This is a genomic window from Thermoanaerobaculia bacterium (genome assembly GCA_018057705.1).
In the GTDB taxonomy this organism is placed as follows: Bacteria; Acidobacteriota; Thermoanaerobaculia; order Multivoradales; family JAGPDF01; genus JAGPDF01.
Genome location: JAGPDF010000171.1, coordinates 1 through 3,134, shown reverse-complemented (window position 1 = coordinate 3,134; position 3,134 = coordinate 1). Strand labels below are relative to the sequence as shown.

Here is a 3,134-nt window from a genome sequence, read left to right as displayed (position 1 = left end):
ACCATCGAGGAGCCGGTCGAGTTCGTCCACCGCAACCGGCTCTCGGTCTTCTCGCAACGCGAGGTCGGGCACGACACGGTGAGCTTCGCGGCGGCGTTGCGGTCGGCCATCCGGCAGGACGCCGATGTGGTGCTGGTGGGTGAGATGCGCGACCTCGAGACGATCGCGCTGGCGCTCAAGGCGGCCGAGATGGGCATGCTGGTCTTCGGGACGCTGCACACCAACAGCGCCGCCAAGACGATCGATCGCCTGATCGACGTCTTTCCCGCCGACGAGCAGCCGCAGGCGCGCCTGTCGCTCGCCGACTCGCTGGCGGCGATCGTTGCCCAGCTTCTCCTGCCCAAGGCCGGCGGCGCCGGCCGCGTCGCCGTGCACGAGATCCTGCTCAAGACCCCGGCGCTGCCCAACCTCATTCGCGAGAGCAGCATCTCGATGCTGACGAATCTCATGCAGTCGGGACGCAGCGAAGGCATGCAGCTGCTCGACGACGCCCTCCTCGATCTCGTCACCCGCAAGATCGTCACCCCCCGTGACGCCTTCATGAAGGCGTCGGACAAGAGCCGCTTCGAGCCCCTCCTCGAGGGCGAGTAGCCCCCAAACCGAAGTTCAGCGCTTCGTCACGCCGCCGCAACCGTTTGGACACCGCGGTCGGAGATCCTTTCCCTGCACAGAAAGGACTCTGCGACCACGATGCGCATCGCGCCCGCCATCTCACGCCTGCAGGAGCTCGAACTGGGGCTCTGTCTGCGCCTTTCGCAGGCCCAGCGGCGGCGAAGCGCGCTGCACTTCTTCCGCGCCGTGTCGAAGGCCGGCGACGGTCTCGTCTGGTTCGCGCTCGCCGGGCTCCTGCCGCTGCTCGCCGGCGCGGCCGCGCTCCCCACCGTGCGGCGCATGGCGGCGGTCGGCATCGCCGCGACGCTGGTCTCGAAAGCCCTGAAGGTGCTCACCGGCCGAGCGCGACCGTTTCGCGCCCACACCGGGGTGCTCCTCGGCGCGGCGCCGCTCGACCGCTACAGCTTCCCCTCCGGCCACACGCTCCACGCCGTCGCCTTCTCGATCGTCGTGCTCGCGACCTACGGCCTCCTCGCCTGGATCCTGGTGCCGTTCACGCTCGCGGTCGCGCTCTCGCGCGTCGTCCTCGGGCTGCACTATCCGACCGACGTCGCGGCCGGCGCCGCCGTCGGCGCTCTTCTCGCGTTCGTCACGCTGGCGCTCGGCTGACCCACCGCGCCCTCAGTGCTGTGCCTTCCCCCTCCCTGCCTGCGCGCTCGCCAAGGATCGCCTCCGCATCCTCTGCTGGCGACAGCGAGAAGGGCGGGAGGGGCGCGGAGCGATCCCGCCTGGCCGTCCTCTATCTGTCCGATGTCTACTTTCCGCGCGTCAACGGCGTCTCGACCTCGATCGCGACCTTTCGCCGCGAGCTCGTGCAGCGGGGCGTCGACGTGCCTCTCCTCTGCCCCGGCTATGGCGGCGACGGTATCGAGCGCGCTCCTGCCAGCCCTGCTGACCGTCCTGCCTCTCCTGGACGCTCCGCGAGCAAGATCGTGCGACTCGCCGGTTTCCGCGTGCCGTTCGACCCGGAGGACCGCTGGGTCCCGGCGCGACGCTTCCGCGCCGCCGCGGCGAACACCCCTGACTTCGATCACCTCGACCTCGTCCACATCCAGACCCCGTTCGCGGCGCACCGCGCCGGTGTCGATCTCGCCCGGCGCCGCGGCGTGCCGGTCGTCGAGACCTACCACACCTATTTCGAGCACTACTTCGAGCACTATCTGCCGTTTCTGCCGGCCGGCCTCTGCCGAAGGATCGCGCGCCGCCTGACGCGGAAAGCAGCGCGGGAGCTCGACCGGATGGTCGTGCCGTCGACCGCGATGCGCGACGCGCTCGGCGCCTACGGCGTCACGACGCCGATGAGTGTGATCCCGACCGGCTTCCGCCCGGGCTCCATGGGAGCAGGCGACGGCGCGCGCTTCCGCACCCGGCACGCGATCGCCGCCGACCGGCCGGTCCTCGTCCACGTCGGCCGGATCGGCCACGAGAAGAACCTGCTCTTCCTGTTGCAGGCTTTCGAGCGCGTCGTGCGGACACTGCCGTCAGCCCTTCTGATCGTCGCCGGCGAAGGGCCGGCGCGCGCCGAGCTGCAGCGCGCCGCCTCCGCCCTCGGTCTCAATGGCCACCTGCTCTGGCTGGGCTACCTCGACCGCGAGCGCGAGCTCGCCGACTGTTATCGCGGTGGCGACGCCTTCGTCTTCACCTCGAAGACCGAGACCCAGGGGTTGGTCCTGCTCGAAGCGATGGCGCTCGGCGTGCCGGTCGTCGCCCTCGCCGAGATGGGCACCCGGGACCTCCTTCTCGAAGGGCGCGGCGCGCTGGTCGCCGAGGACGATCTCGACGACTTCGCCGGCAAGTGCCTGGAAGTTCTTCGCGACCCTGCGCTGCGCGCCCGTCTCGCGTCGGAAGGACCGCTCGTCGCCGCCGACTGGTCGGCGGGACGGATGGCCGAACGCCTCGAGGGCCTCTACGATCAGATGCTCGCGTAACTCATTTCTTCCCGGGGATCTCGTACTCCGCGACGACCGTGGCTTGAAGTCCTGAAACCTGATCGACGACCGCCACTGCGACGCGTTGCCGACCCGGCGCAAGCCGCACTTCGGCGCGGTGGTACCAGGTTGCGGCGAGGGCGCGCTCGAGGTCGCCCTCGGGAATGACGATCGGAATGATGGTGACCTCACTCTCGTGCAGCCGGCCGCGCGCGTCCTGGATGGACACGCGGACCTCTAGCGAGCCACGGCTTTCGCCGCCCTGTGGGAAGAGCGCGATCAGGCGAAGCGGAATGCCGACGGCGATCGGGACGATCTCGCCCGACTTCTTCTGATCATCGGGCCTCCCGGCAGCCAGACTCAGGCTGATCTCCAGAGGATTCTCGGTCTGGCCGAGGGTCGCCGCGGCGGTGAGTGCGGAAGCCACGCGATCGCTCGCCCCGTGACGGCGGAAGCCCTCGCGGTGACGCACGGCGAGGTCGGCGCGGCGGGTCTTCACCTCGATCCGATGATCGTTCTCTCCCGCTTCGAGGCCGGTCGAGAAGCCGAGCGAGTAGGCGGCGTCGATGTCCGCCGTCACCTGCTCCAGGCGAC

4 protein-coding genes are annotated in these 3,134 nt (G+C 69.8%); 3 read left to right on the top strand and 1 reads right to left on the bottom strand.

What is annotated here, in order from left to right; translation table 11 throughout:
• The 3 genes from tadA to KBI44_21760 form a co-directional block, all read left to right on the top strand.
• Nucleotides 1-591, top strand: a 591-nt coding sequence (gene tadA / locus KBI44_21770) for a Flp pilus assembly complex ATPase component TadA (GenBank protein ID MBP9147116.1), incomplete at its 5' end; no start/stop codon positions are given.
• Nucleotides 592-690: 99 nt separating this feature from the next.
• The gene (locus tag KBI44_21765; protein ID MBP9147115.1) at nucleotides 691-1,221 is read left to right on the top strand and encodes a phosphatase PAP2 family protein; all 531 of its coding nucleotides are present in this window, start codon (nucleotides 691-693) and stop codon (nucleotides 1,219-1,221) included.
• 119 nt (nucleotides 1,222-1,340) lie between these two features.
• A complete protein-coding gene (locus tag KBI44_21760) occupies nucleotides 1,341-2,540 on the top strand; it encodes a glycosyltransferase (protein ID MBP9147114.1) in 1,200 nt (399 codons plus the stop codon).
• A gap of 1 nt (nucleotide 2,541) precedes the next feature.
• Here the strand turns inward: KBI44_21760 and KBI44_21755 are convergent.
• A partial coding sequence (locus tag KBI44_21755) for a hypothetical protein (GenBank protein MBP9147113.1) occupies nucleotides 2,542-3,134 on the bottom strand: 593 nt, incomplete at its 5' end.

Bases quoted from the DNA above. Each gene is read 5' to 3' on its own strand.
- KBI44_21765 (MBP9147115.1), top strand. From the start codon at position 691: ATGCGCATCGCGCCCGCCATCTCACGCCTGCAGGAGCTCGAACTGGGG.